The organism is Nostoc sp. JL34 (assembly GCF_017114945.1).
GTDB lineage: Bacteria > Cyanobacteriota > Cyanobacteriia > Cyanobacteriales > Nostocaceae > Nostoc.
In genome coordinates this window covers 1-15,495 of record NZ_JABXKQ010000135.1, presented here as the reverse complement: position 1 = coordinate 15,495, position 15,495 = coordinate 1, and the positions used below count along the sequence as shown (strand labels likewise).

General features: G+C 42.1%; 13 protein-coding genes and 1 riboswitch. Of the genes, 7 read left to right on the top strand and 6 right to left on the bottom strand.

Annotated features, from left to right (window positions below; genetic code table 11):
* Positions 1–98 precede the first annotated feature (98 nt).
* The 4 genes from HWQ44_RS24240 to HWQ44_RS24225 all read left to right on the top strand — a co-directional run bounded on the left by HWQ44_RS24240 (position 99) and on the right by HWQ44_RS24225 (position 3,936).
* Positions 99–1,115 (top strand): YihY/virulence factor BrkB family protein, encoded by a 1,017-nt coding sequence (locus HWQ44_RS24240; RefSeq protein ID WP_292724100.1) that lies wholly within the window; start codon positions 99–101, stop codon positions 1,113–1,115.
* A gap of 186 nt (positions 1,116–1,301) precedes the next feature.
* Complete coding sequence (locus tag HWQ44_RS24235; protein WP_094350414.1) at positions 1,302–1,853, top strand: DUF421 domain-containing protein; 552 nt, start codon at positions 1,302–1,304, stop codon at positions 1,851–1,853.
* 51 nt (positions 1,854–1,904) lie between these two features.
* Complete coding sequence (gene purB / locus HWQ44_RS24230; protein WP_292724095.1) at positions 1,905–3,200, top strand: adenylosuccinate lyase; 1,296 nt, start codon at positions 1,905–1,907, stop codon at positions 3,198–3,200.
* 199 nt (positions 3,201–3,399) lie between these two features.
* Positions 3,400–3,936, top strand: a complete 537-nt coding sequence (locus tag HWQ44_RS24225) for a DUF4126 domain-containing protein (RefSeq protein ID WP_099101151.1) — start codon at positions 3,400–3,402, stop codon at positions 3,934–3,936.
* A 129-nt stretch (positions 3,937–4,065) separates the two neighbouring features.
* Here the strand turns inward: HWQ44_RS24225 and hemH are convergent, their stop codons facing one another.
* Positions 4,066–5,232, bottom strand: coding sequence for a ferrochelatase (hemH, locus tag HWQ44_RS24220; RefSeq protein WP_292724087.1), 1,167 nt, complete (start codon positions 5,230–5,232; stop codon positions 4,066–4,068).
* Positions 5,233–5,325: 93 nt separating this feature from the next.
* On the opposite strand from hemH, the gene HWQ44_RS24215 reads away from it, so the two are divergent.
* Positions 5,326–5,949 (top strand): class I SAM-dependent methyltransferase, encoded by a 624-nt coding sequence (locus HWQ44_RS24215; protein WP_292724084.1) that lies wholly within the window; start codon positions 5,326–5,328, stop codon positions 5,947–5,949.
* 502 nt (positions 5,950–6,451) lie between these two features.
* On the top strand, positions 6,452–7,282 hold the full coding sequence (locus tag HWQ44_RS24210) for a dienelactone hydrolase family protein (protein ID WP_292724245.1): 831 nt from the start codon (positions 6,452–6,454) through the stop codon (positions 7,280–7,282).
* A gap of 12 nt (positions 7,283–7,294) precedes the next feature.
* On the opposite strand, the gene HWQ44_RS24205 is transcribed toward HWQ44_RS24210, so the two are convergent.
* The 3 genes from HWQ44_RS24205 to HWQ44_RS24195 form a co-directional block, all read right to left on the bottom strand.
* Complete coding sequence (locus HWQ44_RS24205; protein WP_292724082.1) at positions 7,295–8,218, bottom strand: PHB depolymerase family esterase; 924 nt, start codon at positions 8,216–8,218, stop codon at positions 7,295–7,297.
* Between the two features lie 259 nt (positions 8,219–8,477).
* Positions 8,478–8,720, bottom strand: coding sequence for a hypothetical protein (locus HWQ44_RS24200; protein WP_292724079.1), 243 nt, complete (start codon positions 8,718–8,720; stop codon positions 8,478–8,480).
* A gap of 510 nt (positions 8,721–9,230) precedes the next feature.
* The gene (locus HWQ44_RS24195; RefSeq protein WP_292724076.1) at positions 9,231–12,350 is read right to left on the bottom strand and encodes an MFS transporter; all 3,120 of its coding nucleotides are present in this window, start codon (positions 12,348–12,350) and stop codon (positions 9,231–9,233) included.
* Positions 12,351–12,833: 483 nt separating this feature from the next.
* Between HWQ44_RS24195 and HWQ44_RS24190 the strand changes: the two genes are divergently transcribed.
* Positions 12,834–13,037, top strand: coding sequence for a high light inducible protein (locus HWQ44_RS24190; protein WP_292724244.1), 204 nt, complete (start codon positions 12,834–12,836; stop codon positions 13,035–13,037).
* Between the two features lie 373 nt (positions 13,038–13,410).
* Here HWQ44_RS24190 and HWQ44_RS24185 read toward each other — a convergent pair whose 3' ends face one another.
* A complete protein-coding gene (locus HWQ44_RS24185; RefSeq protein WP_292724243.1) occupies positions 13,411–14,031 on the bottom strand; it encodes a universal stress protein in 621 nt (206 codons plus the stop codon).
* A gap of 171 nt (positions 14,032–14,202) precedes the next feature.
* Positions 14,203–14,319: riboswitch (cyclic di-AMP (ydaO/yuaA leader) on the bottom strand.
* Positions 14,320–14,351: 32 nt separating this feature from the next.
* Entirely contained in the window at positions 14,352–15,188 is an 837-nt protein-coding gene (locus HWQ44_RS24180) for an ABC transporter ATP-binding protein (RefSeq protein WP_292724242.1), read from the bottom strand.
* Positions 15,189–15,495: the final 307 nt, after the last annotated feature.

The following is a 15,495-nucleotide window of genomic DNA, read 5'->3' as shown; positions in this document are numbered from 1 at the left end:
ACGCTTCACAAACACCCTTGGGAGGATGTCACAACTCAGTAAATCAGTATCCAATATATCAGGGACTAAGCAACATCCCTTACAAGGAGACTGATTGGATGAATTTGCAAGAAATTTGGAAGTTATTACAAGAGACATTCAAAGAATGGAGTGACGATAAAGCCTCACGATTAGCGGCGGCGTTAGCTTATTACACGATTTTTTCTATTGCACCATTGCTAATTATTGTAATTGCGATCGCAGGTGCAGTATTTGGAGAGGAAGCGGCAAGGGGTCAAATTGTCGGGCAAATTCAAGGTTTAGTCGGGGTAGATGGCGCAAAGTTTCTCGAAACAGCCATCAAAAATGCTAACCAACCAAAGACAGGAGCGATCGCTTCGATTATTAGTGTCCTAGTTCTACTAGTGGGTGCTACAGGCTTATTTACTGAGTTGCAAGATGCCATGAACACGATTTGGGAAGTGAAACCCAAACCTGGACGTGGCATAAATAATATGATTCGCCTCCGCGTTTTGTCCTTTGCAATGGTGATCGGAATTGGCTTTTTACTTTTAGTTTCTCTAGTAATTAGTACGATATTAGCAACATTAGTAACGTACTTTAGTAACTTGTTGCCAGGTTTCGATTTCATCTGGCAGATTGCGAATTTAATCATATCTTTTGCAATAACGACAGTACTGTTCGGACTAATTTTTAAAGTTCTACCAGATGTCAAAATTGCATGGAGTGATGTTTTAGTTGGAGCTTCTCTCACCTCAGTTTTATTCTCTATTGGGAGATTTTTATTAGGACAATATTTAGGTAATGGCAGTTTTGGCTCGACTTATGGTGCTGCTGGTTCACTGGTGGTAATTTTAGCTTGGGTTAACTATGCCGCACAGATTCTTTTCTTCGGTGCAGAATTTACTCAAGTTTATTCCCGAAGGCATGGAAGCGGTATAGTTCCAACTAAAAATGCCGTACATATATCTGATAATACAAACTATAATGGCAAGGCTCCAAGAGAACAAGCATCGACTAATAAAAAACCATCCTCTCGCTTTATTAATCGCTTTTTTCAGTATTTTAGAAAGCCCAAACGCTTAAAGCAAAGAAGAAAAAATCAGCGTTTTTAATCCTTAATTGCTGGAGATTTATATTTGTAAATCTGATAGATATAGAAGTATCTAATATCCAGTGCAGCGAATTAGTTATTCTTGCCACAGTTGATGAGTAAGGTATTCAGCAATTCTGAATTCTGACTCCTTTTTATACTGGATTTTTTTCAGAAGTCTATTGAACAAGGAAGAAAATCAGTGCTAATGGAAAAATGGTTTTTTATCAATTGGCAAGCAATTTTTATTCCTAGCATCAGCATCTTTGAGTTGATTATCCGCGGATCGCTAGTCTACTTAGCGCTGTTCTCAGTGCTAAGACTACTTCCTAGCCGACAATTAGGAACATTAGGAATTACTGATTTACTCGTAGTTGTGCTATTTGCGGAAGCTGCTCAGAATGCTATGGCAAGTAATTACACATCAATTACTGAAGGCGCTATCCTGGTAGGAACAGTGATTTTTTGGAGTTACTTGCTGAACTGGTTGGGTTACAAACTTCCCCAGTTCCAACGTTTCCTGAATCCGCCACCGCTGCTATTGGTAAAAAACGGGCGGATGATTGAGCGCCATCTGCAACGAGAGTTAATTACAGATGATGAATTGATGAGCAAGTTACGTCAGCAAGGTGTAGAATTTTTAGCTGATGTGAAGTTCGCGTATATAGAGGCTGACGGCAGGATTAGTATTATCATGTCGGATTCAAAAACTAGTTCCGTCCCTGAGCAAAAAGTAGCGTTAAAAAGCGATCTACATTAATTAGACATTAATTAGACTGTAAAATATGACGGTTGTATTCTGTGCCGAACTGTGATTGAGCGTTATACTTTACCCGAAATGGCTAATCTGTGGAGTGAAGCCTATAAACTAAAAACTTGGCTGCAAGTGGAAATTGCTGTTTGTGAGGCTCAAGCTGAACTTGGTTACATTCCATCTGAGGCTGTTGAAGAAATTAAGGCCAAGGCAGATTTTGATCCAAAGCGGGTGCTGGAAATTGAGGCTGTAGTCCGCCACGATGTCATTGCTTTCTTGACAAATGTCAATGAATATGTTGGTGATGCCGGACGCTACATTCACCTGGGTTTAACTAGTTCGGATGTTTTGGATACAGCTTTAGCACTGCAATTAGTTGCCAGCCTGGATCTATTATTGCAACGTCTGGAAGATTTGATTCAGGTAATTCGCCAAAAAGCACGGGAACATCGTCATACAGTAATGGCTGGCCGATCGCACGGTATTCACGCTGAACCGATTACTTTTGGTTTTAAACTAGCTGGTTGGTTAGCAGAAGTGTTGCGACACCAAGAACGCCTGAGAATACTCCGCCAAACGATCGCTGTGGGTAAAATTTCTGGTGCAGTGGGAACCTATGCCAATATTGAACCGCGTGTAGAAGCGATCGCTTGTCAAAAACTCGGACTCGAACCCGATACAGCCTCAACCCAAGTTATTTCCCGCGATCGCCACGCCGACTACGTGCAACAATTAGCTTTGGTAGCCGCAACCATCGATCGCTTTGCTGTAGAAATTCGCAATCTCCAAAAAACAGACGTTTTAGAAGTTGAAGAATTTTTCGCCAAAGGTCAAAAAGGCTCCTCAGCCATGCCACACAAGCGCAATCCCATCCGTTCGGAACGACTGACGGGAATGGCACGACTCGTCAGAAGTCATGCTGGTGCAGCTTTAGAAAACGTTGCTTTATGGCATGAGCGAGACATTTCTCACAGTTCTGTAGAACGGGTAATTTTGCCAGATGCTTGTACTTTGACACATTTTATGTTGTCAGAAATAACCGATTTGGTCAAAAACCTGTTGGTCTATCCTGAGAACATGAAACGGAATCTTAACTGTTATGGCGGCGTTGTGTTCAGCCAAAAAGTGCTACTGGCTTTAATAGACAAGGGAAGCAGCCGAGAAGATGCTTATGCGATCGTTCAAGAAAGCGCTCACACCGCTTGGAATCAGCCAGAGGGCAACTTCCAAGACTTGATTAGCAAAGATCCGCGTGTTACCCAAAAATTGTCTCCAGCAGAACTAGAGGTTTGTTTCGACCCCCAGCAACATCTGCGGCATTTAGAAGAAGTTTACCAACGATTAGGTATTTAGGATTAATTTGCTTGTAGTAAGCGCTTAAGCGCTTACTACAAACCTGTTACCCAAAAAATACGCAGATATTATCAAAAAATATATATAAAGATACCAACAAAATTTAATATTGCAATCTGTTTGATGCTTGAATTATTGCTAGCACTGGGTAGTATACATAACAAATACTTAGTTATTTATTAATATTACGAGTGCTTTGATGATTGAAATCCTAGCCACACTTTCTGCCTCTGCCGCAGCAGGAATGAGAATAGGCATACCTTTGCTAATTATTGGATTATTGCAGGGTAGCAACTTGTGGTCACAAGTTCCAATTTTATCTCACATTTCTCCACCAATATTATTATGTTGCCTCACCAGTTGGTCATTAATTGAATTATTAGCCTCAAAAAAGCTCTGGGGGCAAAGATTGCTCCAGGTGGTTCAGTTATTCATGTCTCCCCTTGTAGGCGCAATTATGGGGTTAGGAGTAGCTACAGCAACAGCAACCCCAAACTGGCTGATTGCCATAATTGGAGGTTTATTAGCTTTGGTACTCCAACTCGTCCAAATTGGTTGGTTCTATCGGTTACGTGGCTTACCGTTGTGGGCAGTCTTCCTTCAAGATACCTTGTGCATTGCTCTAGTACTATTTGCCTTTGATGCTCCCTGGCAAGGAGGAGTAATTGCTTTAATACTGCTTTGGTTTGCAGTTCGTAGTGCGAAGCAGTGGTATGACTGGTATCGGCGGAACTAGGGATTGGGGATTGGGGATTGGGGATTGGGGATTGGGGATTGGGGATTATTTTTCCCTTGCCTCTCCTACTCCTTTTCGCCTTTCCCTCAGCTTCTTTCCCAGCCCCCAGTCCCCAATCCCCAATACTCTTTACTGCAAAAGCCCAATCATGTGTAAGAAACCGTGACCGGTAATCAGCTCTACGATTAAGGCAATAAAACCCAGCATGGCAATCCGACCATTCCATACTTCAGCACTAGTTGTCAGACCCCACTCCCAACGCTCTTGAGGGTACATCTTTACCATCTTTTTCATTTGGGCAGCTTGCGAAAGCTTGAAACTGGGGTTTCTCAGTGCATCAATCACTAATTCGGCTAGTGCATTAATAAATACTGGATGGGTATTGGGAGCCGGTACGCGACGGAAGTTGTGAATTCCTGCTTCTTCGGCTACTTCTCTATACTCAATATCAATTTCTTGTAGTGTCTCGATATGCTCTGAGACAAAACTGATTGGCACGACAACCAAATCTTTCACGCCTTCTGCGCCTAGTTCTTTGAGGGCATCTTCAGTATAGGGTTGCAGCCATTCTACTGGGCCGACACGACTTTGGTAAGCTAAGGTGCGGGCATTGGGTCGATTGAGAGTCTGCATAATCAACGCAGTACATTCCTCAATTTCCACCTGGTAAGGGTCGCCTGCTTCTTCAACATAGCTTTTCGGAACACCGTGAGCGCTAAAGAATATATGAACATCATCCGGTTTAGGGTACTGCTCGAGTTCCTGGGCTATGAGTTCCGCCATTGCTTGAAGATAGCCTGGTTGTTTATACCAAGAAGGAATGACGGTGTAATCAATCGGTTGAAGTTTTGGATCTTCTTGCCAAAGCTTATCTAAAAGCCGGAAGCTGGAACCACTGGTACTGATAGAAAACTGGGGATATAGTGGTAATATTACCAGATGTTCTACCTTATCTTGGGTAATCTGTGCGATCGCCTCTTCTGTATAGGGATGCCAATAACGCATTCCCACATAGATATTAGCTTCTTGCCCCAAATAACCCAACTGTTCTTTTAAAGCTTCCCCTTGCGCTTCTGTGATCCGCCGCAGTGGGGAACCACCACCGATTTGCTTATAATTTTCTTGAGATGTTCTGGTTCGCCGCGTGGCAATAAACCAGGCTAGGGGCTTTTGCAACCAGCGAAATGGTAGGCGAATAATTTCCGGATCGGAAAATAGGTTGTACAAAAACGGCCCGACATCTTCTAGCTTATCAGGGCCACCGAGATTGAGTAATAAGACGCCTACACGACCCATAGCAGTTACTTTCCCCCAATCTTTTCAGGTTTTTTACTAATGTTAACAATATATCTTTATTAAATATAAAGCTTAATAGCAAGGAAATATGCAATGGCAACAATTTTAAGGGATTGGAGTTACCGCTATCAATGGTTGTATGACGGTATTTCGCGTTTAGCAGCCTTTAGTGTAGGTGGTGAAGCCCGTTTTCGGCAACTTGCTTTGCAAGGCTTAACAATTCACTCAGATACTCAGGTATTAGATTTATGTTGCGGCAGTGGCCAAACGACGGAATTTTTAGTAAAACTTTCACAAAATGTAACAGGTCTGGATGCTTCACCCAAGTCTTTGCAACGGGCGCGGCTAAATGTACCCGAAGCTTCATACATAGAAGCTTTTGCCGAGGAGATGCCATTTGCAGATAATCTGTTTGATGTGGTGCATACCAGCGTTGCATTACACGAGATGCAGCCTCAGCAATTACGAAAAATTATTAATGAAGTTTATCGGGTGCTGAAGCCAGAAGGGGTATTTACGCTGGTGGATTTTCACGCTCCAAAAAATCCGATATTTTGGCCTGGGGTATCGGTGTTTTTGTGGTTGTTTGAGACGGAAACAGCTTGGGAATTTTTGAAAACTGATTTAGGTGAGTTGTTAACTAAGACTGGGTTTGAAGTGAGTAAGTCAACTTTATATGCAGGTGGTAGTTTACAAGTGATACAGGCGAATAAATGAAGGATAATTTGTTTGTGTAGGCTTGTGCAAACGGTGATTGTTATATTGAATTATAACGGTTTGCAATCAAGTGGAGTATAGACTATCGTAAGGACACAACATTGTTGTGCCCTTACCGATGCTCCTTATTGCAATGAAACTTGCTATAAGAAATGAAATTTTGAGGTTATAAAAATAATACAGGAATTAATAAATAGATAAAAGCCAGATTTTAACTACAGCAAATAGTTTACTGGCTTTAACATATACTTATTTGCCAAAGTAATTACCAGCGATTATGGATGATTATCAAGGAAACTCAGCACAGAAAATTGTTTAATCTCGTGGCTTGCTCTTTGTCAATACTTCTGACTTTCTGCTGACAATTGCTACAGAAAAAGAACGCTTGGACAGCAAACGAAGCTTAATATTACGGTAGACTGATTGATAAACTGTAATATTTATTTTATAGTACTGTACGCATAACAAATAATAAAATTTTCGCCAATTCAACGTAGAGATGATGAAAGAAATAACGCGCCGCAAATTTATTGCAACAGCTACAGTGGCGACGGGTTTTGCCCTCGCAGTACAACCCATTTCTGCCCAAGTCATAACCACTGATGCTAAAGGGTTGGTAGCTGGTGCGGTAAAAATTCCCGTCAAAGATGGCGAAATTCCTGCCTACAGAGCAGCACCTGCTACTGGTGATAATTTCCCTATCGTCTTGGTAATCCAAGAAATCTTTGGTGTACATGAGCATATTCAGGATATCACTCGTCGCTTTGCTCGGTTGGGATATTTAGCGATCGCACCGGAATTATTTGTGCGTCAAGGCGATGTCTCCAAGTTAAGCAACATAGACGAAATTCGCCCCATTGTCGCCAAAGTACCAGATGCCCAGGTGTTATCCGATCTTGATGCCACAGTAGATTGGGCAAAGAAGTCAGCTAAGGGGAATGGCGCGAAGTTGGGAATTACAGGCTTCTGTTGGGGCGGGCGCATTACCTGGTTATATGCGGCACACAATCCCCAGGTGAAGGCAGGTGTGGCGTGGTACGGCAAGCTTGTAGGCGATGCTACCGAACTTCAGCCCAAATATCCCGTCGATATTGCATCAAAACTGACAGTCCCCATTCTCGGACTCTATGGTGGGAAGGATACAGGTATTCCCCTTGATACAGTAGAGCAGATGCGCGATCGCTTAAAGTCCAGTAGCAGCAAATCTGAAATCATCGTCTACCCTGATGCACCCCACGCATTTTTTGCCGATTATCGCCCCTCCTACCGCGAGAAAGAAGCTAAGGAAGGTTGGAAACGCCTCTTGGCATGGTTTAAGGAAAATGGTGTTTAAAAAATTAGCTACTCATGAACTGTGACGTTGAAAAAAGTTCCAAATTGTTTCACTGGCATTCAGCCCCAACTTGGCATTGAATTTGTTTACGCTCTCATCAGTTGAGGAACCACCAGGCCAGAAATGCCCACCGTTTACTACCGCTAGCTGCCAGACTTCTGAGTTGCCATTGCAACCTGTGTAGAGAGCGGTTTTCACTTGATCTTTAGAAAACTTCAAAGATGCATTTGATAAGGTACATTGATCGTGCGATCGCCAGAAATCTACCATGTCTGAGATAGAAACTAGCGCTCCTCGTTGAGTGTGGTCATTACCTTCATAAAGTACATCGCGATCGTTTGTACCGTTGATCATTAACATCGATATGGAAGTTTGAGGCTGGCAATTAGGTTTGAGTCTAACTGGGAGCGAACCAGCTACTGATGCAAAACCAGCAATTTTATCAGGTAACTTACAAGCCAGTGCTTGGGTAAGTATGCCACCTCTAGAAAAACCGGTGGCATAGACTTTATGATTATCAATATTGATTTGCTGCTGAAGATGATCGATCAAAGCACTGACAAACAAAACATCATCTACCCTTCCTTGACCGTTACCTCTAAGGCTCCATTTTTGGTCAATTCCATCTGGATAAACAACAATAAATCCTTTTTGCTCTGCTAATTCATTGAAGCGAGTCACATTACTGATAGACCGACCATTACCATCATCTCCATGAAATACTAAAACTAACGGCATTGGGCGGTCTGGATTATAAGATTTTGGAGTGTAAAAATAGTAAGTACGCAACTTTCCTTGGTCATGTAATTCTCCATAATTATCACCACTCAAAATTTTTTCTTTAGCCTGAATGGAATCACAGGCTGTCATTAAAGTAATGCCTAGTATAAATATCAGAAGTTTTTTAAAAAGCCGAGAACTTTGATATATATTCATGTTAATTAAATTGACTTATCTCAGATATTTTCATTTACTTTGCAAATCTTATTTTTCAACAAATTTTTACTTGAGTTGTTAGCCTCCATTTAAATATTAACGTGAGTTTGACGGATTACATAGTGTCCGTCTAATCAGCCTAATAAAAAGATATCTAAAATATTTTACTACACAAAACCTGTCCCTCTCGTTATCAGAGAGAGACAGGTTTGAACAAGAATTCAAATTAAGGAGGGGTTTGTCAAATTCACGTTAAATATTAAACTCTTACATTTACATAACGAGCAGGAACTCGAACCTTAACCCACCTGTTACCGCGTCGTACTGTTTCCCAATGTGCAGGAATTAACTTTCGTTGAAATCGGGCAACAATAGGTTTATGCACAATAGCAGCTTGATGAACATTGGGTCTGACAATGATTTGTGCTGCCGATGCCTGTGACGGCAAAGAGGAAATTGCAAATGGGAGAGCAAGTAATGTACCTAATAGAATGCGTTTCATGATAATTTCTCCATCAATTAATTTACTTGAGTTTTCTACAGCATTTCTCAATAATTTGTGAACAGATATTCTTCCGTCTTCTATTTACAGTAAGTTTTGTTTGTTACACAAATTAATTTATTTGCTGCATTGCTCTCAGTTTAAAATACTAAATAAGAAGACACAGTGGAATAAAGTCACAATTCCAGCATGACTTTATTCACATTTTGGACTTAGGATAAAAAAGATGAGTTCCTAATTGTTGAGATGAGAGCGATAAAGGATCAATACGCTTGCGCCACTTGCTTCAAGTCGGTAAACCCGCCCAAGGCAGTGGCTCCCCAGCCTACGCCAATTTTAGTTTTTAGCCTTAACCCAAGCGTATTGGGTTAAGGATATTCATATATAACTATATTGAAAGACATACTCACACGAAATCCGCCAATATATTTCAGGACAAATGGACATTCCAAACATAGAAAAGCCTCCTAAACTAGGAGGCTTAAAAGTTAGCGGAGACAACTTGTTAAACTACAGCGTAATTACAGCGATCGCTCCTCCTAATGCAGAGAAAATAGCAGAGACGAATGCTGTGGCAAACAACCACCACGCTGCTGTAGCTGCGGCTTTGCGGGTTTCTTCTGCTTGCCGCTGTGCTTGATGCTTCACCTCTTCTAGGCGGCGTTGGGCTTCGTGCTGTAGGCGTTCTGCACGTTGCAATACTGTGTTGCGGGCCCGTTCAATTTGGTCGATGATCCGGTTGGCATCTTCCTCGGAGATGTCCTCACGAGAACTCATAATTGCCACTAGGGTATCACGGTCAAAGGAGGACAGGCGATCGCGCAGGGCATCAAACCCCGCTTGGGGATCGTCAAAAACTGTGCGAATATCGCGCTTAATACCATCATAGTTAAGTTCCGGGCGATCCAGGGAGTTGAGATAGTTACGAATGCGGGCAAAAACCCCATCAATTGCATCTTGAATGCCCCGTTGGATGCTCCGAACTTGTTCGACAAATTGATCCCTTACAGACACCATATTATCGGCAATCCGCGCCGCTTCTTCATCAGAAATATCTTCCCGAATTTTCAGCAGGGCGATGATGGTATCACGGTCAAACTGGGAAAGGCGATCGCTAAAACTTTCTACACCAACTCGCGGATCGTGCAACAGTAGTTGCAAGTCGCGTTTAATACCTTCAGGATTTAGTTCTTCCTTACCAGTTTGGCGCAGATACTCTTCTAGATAACCTTTGAATGTTTCCACTCTTTGCTGTGTACGGCTAGCTAGGCGACGAGGCGCACGCACAAAGTTACGAATCGAAGTTTGGGTGGAATCAATGATTTCATTGACTTGTTCTTCACTCAAGTCTTGGCGTTGACTGAGCAATTTTACCAGTGTATCCCGGTCTACCTGCGACAACCGACGGCGCAGTGCGACGGCTCCCTCTTTGGGATTTTCAAACAATCTGGTCAAATCTCGCTGAATACCTTCAGGATTGAGTTCTTGTTTACCAGTATTTCGGAGATAATCTGCGATCGTGGTGCTAACAGAGTCGTATTGCTCTTTCGCTTTATCTACTACAGCTTGGGGTGTGTGGCGAATATTATGCCATGACTCCTCAGTAGCATTGATGATTTGATTAACTTGATCTTCACTCAAATCTTCCCGCTGACTCAATAATTGCACCAAGGTATCGCGGTCAAAGCGAGACAAGCGGGCCCGAATTGAGGTAATTCCAGCTTGAGGATCTTCCAGCAACCTTTTGAAGTCAGCACGGATAGCATCAGGATTCAGTTCTGATTTGCCTGTGTTACGCAGATATGATTCTACATTCAGCCACAGGGTTTCTGCTTGATATTGTGCCTGTTCAGCTAGTCCTTTGGATTCTACCAAGACGCGATCGCGTTGTTTTTCCAACTCATCGAGAATGCTGTCTACTTCATATAACTGGACATCATTACGTTGTAACAATATCTCCCGAATTTCTTGGCGGTCAAGGTGCGCTAGTCGCAATGTCAGGGTTTCATAATCTGCCTCTGAGTCTTGCAACAGTGGTTTAAACTTCTGCTCAATGCCTTCGGGTGTCAAATCTGCCTTGGGAGTAACGAGCAGGTAACTTTCTACTGCGCGTTGCAAGTCTTGGACTATATCTCTTTCTTCAACAGCTCTGACTGTTATTAGCACTTCTTGGCGGACAGTTTCTAGCTGATTTGCAATGCGCTGAATTTGACCTTGGGTAAGCAATCCCCGTTGCTGCAAAATTTTGGCTAAATCATTGCGGGATAGTCGTTCTAGTTCCCTGCGGACGATTCCAGGGTCAGCTGCTGGGTCGTAGATGACATCATGAAATTCCTGGGCAATTCTTTCTGGACTCAGTTGCCAAGCATAAGTGTTGTACAAGTAGTTTTCGACATCAGCCCGAATTGGGCTATAGGGTTGTGATGGTGTTGGCAACCCTAGCTTATCTGCTTGTTCGGTGACTTTATCTTTAGCGCTAGTGAGACTACCCAAGATTTTTTCCACATCCAAATCAGACAAATCTGTGCGTCCCAACACAATGCCGGTTAAGGCAGATAGTCCTTGCTGGAGTGTACTTTGAATTGGCCCTGAAGCGGTTTTTTGGTCAGATTCTTTGGAACCACGTTTTTCTGCTAATAACCGATCCAGCTTGGCGTTGAGTTCGTCTGTTTTGTTTTGTCCTGGTGGAAGTGATTTCAGATAATCCATCAACTCACCCAAACGGTCTTCGGTGGGTGGTTGTTGACTTACCACTTGCTGCCAAACTTTATACAAGGTATCAGCAATGCGGCTAACGTCTTTTTTGGAAAGATCAGTGCGACTGCTGACTAACTCGATAAACTTTTGGCGGTCGATGTTGCGGATATCTGAAGTTCCGGCGATCGCTTTTAATTGCGGATCGTTGAGTAAATTTTCAAAATCACTCCGAATTTTTGACAAATCTAGCTCTGGAGGACGGATCTTTTCTAAGTAATCTTCAATGTTTTCCCGGATACTCACGGGGTCGATGGCGCTTCCTAGTTCTCGACGGACAGCAGCTGCGGCGGCTTCAGCCGTTGCGACAACTTGGTTATTGACTGCTTTGGCGCCTAGTGCGGCAGTAGCTGTCCCCATAATTGCCTGAAACCCAGAGGTTGCTGTATTGACGACTGAGCCAATTAAGGAACCTACGGTGGTGGAACTGACCCAAACCAGGATTAAAAAGTAAGCACCCCAAATCACTAAACCGAGAATCGCTCCCAATGTTGGGTCTAAGATTACAAGGCTCAATTTTACTGCGAGAAAAGAAGCGATTAATAAGGCGATCGTCACAGTGACTAATGTCCAAATCCCCACTGCTGTGCCGATTTTGCGAATGCTGCCGCCCAAACTTTCGACTTCTCTACTATCTGAATCCGAGTCAGATGAGTGCCCCAGATAGGAAATACCAAATGCAAGGGAGAGATTAGTTAGAACTAATTGGAAAGCAAAGGCTAGAATCACGCCGGAGATTAAAGCCACAAAAAAGCGCGGCCCGGAAGTGAGAACTGATGCCTGTGCTGGCGTGACGTTTGAGGGTTCTACTGGAACCTGTGCTAACCACAATAGTGGTTTGTAGAGTCCCACCATGATTTCCGTACTTTGGAACATTGTATTTCCTTCTACTAAGTTTAAATTTGGGGGAATTAAGAATTTCTTGAGAAGTAACTCTTAGTATTTTATGTCTGTACCTATGGCAATACCTAACTATTTAGCTCAGAATCGTAGAATTTAGCTGTTTAAAGCATCTCTCCAAAGGCTGAAACCCTCATACAGCGGAAGATATAACTTTTTCTATCTCTTGATAAAAAACTTAATCTAATTGACACATAATATTAACTATATACCGTTCGTTTTGAATTTTTCATTGCTTATTTATTGAGATTTATCTCACATAAATTATCAGCTTTTCAACACTTTGTATTTGTTTGCATAGCTATTTATTGTCACCACCTCAAGGTGGATTTGTCCGCACTAATATGTTGTTGATTCTCCTCCACAAGAGGTGCTAATAGTTTGTTCCTACAGGCAGACAGCAGTTGAGTTACAAATAGCTACATTAAAGTTAACAAATGAATCTTGAAGACAAAAAAAATGGAAACACGTCCTTCTGCTGATTTATCAACTGTTGCTAAAGCTTACAACGGCATAGATCGCAATGCATTTTTATTTGGCTGGACTCCTCAAGCTGAAATCTGGAACGGTCGCTTGGCAGCTATTGGCTTTCTTGCCTACCTACTTTGGGATTTAGCCGGTTATAGCGTCCTACGCGATGTATTGCACCTAATTGGTTACTAGTCAAAAACTTTAGTTGTGTAGGTTGGGGAGCCACTGCGCCCTTGCGGTTTCCCGACTTGTTCGCGCAGCGTCTCCCCTTGGGAGAAGCAACTGGCATTTGAGGAACGAAACCCAAAATTTCTAGGGCTTTGTTGGGTTGCGCTTTGCTTCACCTAACCTACAATTTTTCTTTTTCTGCTTCTTTTAATCGCCATTGATAATATTTGATTTCAAATTCATCAAAAAATAGTTCGTGTTTCATGAATTTAATAATTGATGCTTGTAGATCGAAAATTTTAAGTTTATTTATTTAGTAGCTAAAAAAGCCACCTAGTTTTAGGTGACTTTTCTCCGATCAAAATTTGACAAAAATTACTGGAATTTTAAAGAACGATTATTCATCAATACTACTGGGAATGCCCAAAACGGCACAGGGGAAATTAGAACCTAGAGCCTCAATCATCGGATGATTGACAGAATTGCAACCTAGAAACAGAATATCGGCAGTTTCTGATTCAACAACTTTTTTAAGTTCTGTGGTAATGGAGCCAAACCGTAAATGAGATTTAAAGGAACCCTGCCATTCTTCAGCCAGACTTCGGGCTTGCCAGAGAATTATATCTGCTTGTTGCAACGGAGTTATCACTGTCTGCAATTTAGGTTGAGTTAATACCTGTGTGACAGACTTTGAGACTTCACTAACTTGACATTCTAATGAAGGCTGTTGTTGGGGAAAGCTCAAGATATTTGGATACTGACTGCTGTGATTATCTTCTACGACATAAACAGCTTGAACTGTAACTTGTGCATTAGTAGCTAGACGGGTTTGATGGGCAATCCAAAAGGCAATATCTAGTGCCGTATGACTGTTAGGAGATGCATCATAAGCGACAATTAAATTAACTGCTTTTAAGCTTTGAGCTTTTTCAGAAAAGAGTTTTTTTGGTTCTGGCAGCAGTACCATTTGTTCAATTAAGTCATCTCGACCTGTGGCACTTTGCAGACGTGCTAACATTGGCTTGATTTGCACAGCTTTACTTCTCCCAATGAAATGAATTAACAATGAGAAGCAGGGGGACAAATTTTTGATTTTTGATTTTTGATTGAGTGACGATAACCAAAATCTCAAATCTTAAATCAGTCAAGGAAACCCCAATAATAACTGTATTACAGCCAAAGTCTTGGGGGTTCCTTCCATTGCCTACGGAGTTAGCTGACGGGCTAAGACTGGAAGGTGTCTCTCGTAAGATTAGCCCCAAACATTGGTTCCTCCGTTCCAAATTCAGTTTGGCTGAATTTGAATTAGGCTACCCACTAAAGAGATGATAGTCTAATTTACTCATCTTGGGTGAAATATCTATCGAGAAAATTTAGGGCGTGGTTACGGAGTTCAAAATATTCTTTTGAGTTTCGCATAGCAGCTCTATCGCGCGGATGAGAAAAAGGCACTTCTAATATTTCTCCAATCGTCGCATTTGGTCCATTAGTCATTAATACAATGCGATCTGACATATAAATTGCTTCATCAACATCGTGAGTAATCATCATCACTGCTTGTCGATTATTTTCCCAGATATCTAACACTTGTCGCTGCAATTTACCACGGGTTAAGGCATCTAGCGCTCCAAAAGGTTCATCCATCAGCAACATTTTGGGGCGAATTGCTAAAGCCCTAGCAATGCCTACTCTTTGTTTCATCCCTCCAGAAATTTCATCCGGATATTTATCCGCAGCCGCTGTTAAGTTTACCATCGCCAAGTGTTCGTTAACAATGCTAATTTTTTCAGCCCGGTTAGCATTTTTTAGCACTTCATCTACAGCTAACCGGATATTTTCTCTGACAGTTAACCAAGGCAATAGTGAATAGTTCTGAAATACCATCATCCGTTCGGCTCCTGGCTGACGAATTTCTTTACCATCAAGCTTGACTGAACCAGAAGTTGCTTTTTCTAAACCAGCGATAATTTTTAGTAACGTTGATTTGCCACAGCCAGAGTGACCAATTACTGAAATATATTCATCTTCACCAATCGTGAGATTAACACCATCTAAAACAACAAAATCATCCTTGTCAGGTGTCGGATAAGACTTGACCAAATTTTCAACTTCTAAAAATCCAGTGCGGGGCATAATTTTGTCTTGAGTATTGATAGGCAATGAAGTATATTCCATCATCAAATGCTCCGGTGATAATTTAGTCGTGAGGCAATATTGGGACTAGAAATTTAATGACCTCTCCCCCAGCCCCTCTCCGTTGGCGTCAGCCTGCCGTTAGGCACGCGGAGAGGGGAGTAAAAGCTTAATTTTTCTTGCTCCTCCCTCTCCGTTTCGGAGAGGGAGGCTGGGAGGGAGAGGTTCATCAAATTCACGTATGTTAAGACAAAAATAAACGATTGGGGGCGTTAGCTCTAATGGCAAAACTATTGAGATAACCTACTGGATCACTAGGGTCAAAACCTTTTTTATCTATGAATACTTC

Excerpts from the sequence above, each read along its gene's own strand:
- HWQ44_RS24240 (WP_292724100.1), top strand. The coding sequence starts at position 99 with ATGAATTTGCAAGAAATTTGGAAGTTATTACAAGAGACATTCAAAGAA.
- HWQ44_RS24235 (WP_094350414.1), top strand. The coding sequence starts at position 1,302 with ATGGAAAAATGGTTTTTTATCAATTGGCAAGCAATTTTTATTCCTAGC.
- HWQ44_RS24225 (WP_099101151.1), top strand. The coding sequence starts at position 3,400 with ATGATTGAAATCCTAGCCACACTTTCTGCCTCTGCCGCAGCAGGAATG.
- hemH (WP_292724087.1), bottom strand. The coding sequence starts at position 5,232 with ATGGGTCGTGTAGGCGTCTTATTACTCAATCTCGGTGGCCCTGATAAG.
- HWQ44_RS24215 (WP_292724084.1), top strand. The coding sequence starts at position 5,326 with ATGGCAACAATTTTAAGGGATTGGAGTTACCGCTATCAATGGTTGTAT.
- HWQ44_RS24210 (WP_292724245.1), top strand. The coding sequence starts at position 6,452 with ATGAAAGAAATAACGCGCCGCAAATTTATTGCAACAGCTACAGTGGCG.
- HWQ44_RS24205 (WP_292724082.1), bottom strand. The coding sequence starts at position 8,218 with ATGAATATATATCAAAGTTCTCGGCTTTTTAAAAAACTTCTGATATTT.
- HWQ44_RS24200 (WP_292724079.1), bottom strand. The coding sequence starts at position 8,720 with ATGAAACGCATTCTATTAGGTACATTACTTGCTCTCCCATTTGCAATT.
- HWQ44_RS24195 (WP_292724076.1), bottom strand. The coding sequence starts at position 12,350 with ATGTTCCAAAGTACGGAAATCATGGTGGGACTCTACAAACCACTATTG.
- HWQ44_RS24190 (WP_292724244.1), top strand. The coding sequence starts at position 12,834 with ATGGAAACACGTCCTTCTGCTGATTTATCAACTGTTGCTAAAGCTTAC.
- HWQ44_RS24185 (WP_292724243.1), bottom strand. The coding sequence starts at position 14,031 with ATGTTAGCACGTCTGCAAAGTGCCACAGGTCGAGATGACTTAATTGAA.
- HWQ44_RS24180 (WP_292724242.1), bottom strand. The coding sequence starts at position 15,188 with ATGGAATATACTTCATTGCCTATCAATACTCAAGACAAAATTATGCCC.